This window comes from Nostoc sp. 'Peltigera membranacea cyanobiont' 232 (assembly GCF_002245985.1).
Lineage (GTDB): Bacteria > Cyanobacteriota > Cyanobacteriia > Cyanobacteriales > Nostocaceae > Nostoc.
The window spans coordinates 70,001-72,275 of sequence record NZ_NOLK01000032.1; the positions used below are offsets into that span (position 1 = coordinate 70,001).

At 51.4% G+C, this 2,275-nt stretch carries 2 tRNA genes and 2 rRNA genes (1 of these 4 only partly in view); all 4 read right to left on the reverse strand.

Annotated elements, in window-relative coordinates:
* A 23S ribosomal RNA gene (locus CDG79_RS13700) occupies positions 1-231 on the reverse strand; it reaches 2,659 nt to the left of the window's first position.
* Between the two features lie 194 nt (positions 232-425).
* Positions 426-498: transfer RNA gene (locus CDG79_RS13705), tRNA-Ala, on the reverse strand.
* Positions 499-578: 80 nt separating this feature from the next.
* Positions 579-652, reverse strand: a tRNA-Ile gene (locus CDG79_RS13710).
* A 133-nt stretch (positions 653-785) separates the two neighbouring features.
* Positions 786-2,274, reverse strand: a 16S ribosomal RNA gene (locus tag CDG79_RS13715).
* The 16S and 23S rRNA genes sit together here with 2 tRNA genes alongside, the layout of an rRNA operon.
* Position 2,275 lies beyond the last annotated feature (1 nt).

Sequence of the window (2,275 nt, forward strand, 5' to 3'; positions counted from 1 at the left end):
CTTAGGGAATCTCTGTTTTGATTTCTCTTCCTCCAGCTACTAAGATGTTTCAATTCGCTGGGTTGGCTCTCTCCTGCCTATATATTCAGCAGGTAGTATATAGGGTTGCCCCATTCGGAAATCTCCGGCTCATAGTTTGCTTCCAACTCCCCGGAGCATATCGTCGGTAACCACGTCCTTCGTCGCCTCTGTGTGCCTAGGTATCCACCGTTAGCCCTTATTAGCTTGACCACTCAATACATTACATTTGGTCTTTTTATGACTTGCATTCACAAGAGCATCATTTAATAATGTCTCTGTCTGCCTGCTAATTTCGCGTTACTATGCAGTTTTCAAGGTTCTGGCTGAGAACTAACTCAGCAGTCTGACCATTAAGTCATGTTGCTGAACTCTCACTACTTTTTCAATGGCAATCTTACCACAGGTGGAGGTTAGCGGACTCGAACCGCTGACATCCTGCTTGCAAAGCAGGCGCTCTACCAACTGAGCTAAACCCCCAGATTATAATTCGTAATTTGTAATTCTTAATTCGTAGTTAATTACGAATTACGAATTGGCAATTACTAATTACTTTCAGGTGGGCCATCCTGGACTCGAACCAGGGACCTCACCCTTATCAGGGGTGCGCTCTAACCACCTGAGCTAATAGCCCATAACGAACCAAATCATAGTTTGAAAGCTTTCAACATTATTTGCAAATGTCTGCGACCGACCTAAGGAATGACCAACTCACGTTCTATATCGCTGTATGCTTTTCGAACTGTAAGGGGTGTAGGTCTCCCTAAAAAGGAGGTGATCCAGCCACACCTTCCGGTACGGCTACCTTGTTACGACTTCACCCCAGTCACCAGTCCTGCCTTAGGCATCCTCCTCCCCGAAGGGTTGGAGTAATGACTTCGGGCACTACCAGCTTCCATGGTGTGACGGGCGGTGTGTACAAGGCCCGGGAACGAATTCACTGCAGTATGCTGACCTGCAATTACTAGCGATTCCTCCTTCACGCAGGCGAGTTGCAGCCTGCGATCTGAACTGAGCTCCGGTTTCCGGGATTTGCTTGCATTCGCATGCTTGCTGCCCTCTGTCCGGAGCATTGTAGTACGTGTGTAGCCCAAGGCGTAAGGGGCATGCTGACTTGACGTCATCCCCACCTTCCTCCGGTTTGTCACCGGCAGTCTCTCTAGAGTGCCCAACTTAATGCTGGCAACTAAAAACGAGGGTTGCGCTCGTTGCGGGACTTAACCCAACATCTCACGACACGAGCTGACGACAGCCATGCACCACCTGTGTTCGCGCTCCCGAAGGCACTCCCAGCTTTCACCAGGATTCGCGACATGTCAAGCCTTGGTAAGGTTCTTCGCGTTGCATCGAATTAAACCACATACTCCACCGCTTGTGCGGGCCCCCGTCAATTCCTTTGAGTTTCACCGTTGCCGGCGTACTCCCCAGGCGGGATACTTAACGCGTTAGCTACGGCACGGCTCGGGTCGATACAAGCCACGCCTAGTATCCATCGTTTACGGCTAGGACTACTGGGGTATCTAATCCCATTCGCTCCCCTAGCTTTCGTCCCTCAGTGTCAGTTACGGCCTAGCAGAGCGCCTTCGCCACCGGTGTTCTTCCTGATCTCTACGCATTTCACCGCTACACCAGGAATTCCCTCTGCCCCGAACGTACTCTAGCCTTGTAGTTTCCACTGCTCTTATCTAGTTGAGCTAGACTCTTTAACAGCAGACTTACATAGCCACCTGCGGACGCTTTACGCCCAATCATTCCGGATAACGCTTGCATCCTCCGTATTACCGCGGCTGCTGGCACGGAGTTAGCCGATGCTTATTCCTCAGGTACCGTCATTGTGTTCTTCCCTGAGAAAAGAGGTTTACGACCCAAGAGCCTTCCTCCCTCACGCGGTATTGCTCCGTCAGGCTTTCGCCCATTGCGGAAAATTCCCCACTGCTGCCTCCCGTAGGAGTCTGGGCCGTGTCTCAGTCCCAGTGTGGCTGATCGTCCTCTCAGACCAGCTACTGATCGTCGCCTTGGGAGTCCATTACACTTCCAACTAGCTAATCAGACGCGAGCTCATCTTCAGGCAGTTAACCTTTCACCTCTCGGCACATCCGGTATTAGCCACCGTTTCCAGTGGTTGTCCCAGACCTGAAGCCAGATTCTCACGCGTTACTCACCCGTCCGCCACTGTGCCCGAAAGCACCGTTCGACTTGCATGTGTTAAGCATACCGCCAGCGTTCATCCTGAGCCAGGATCAAACTCTCCGTTTTG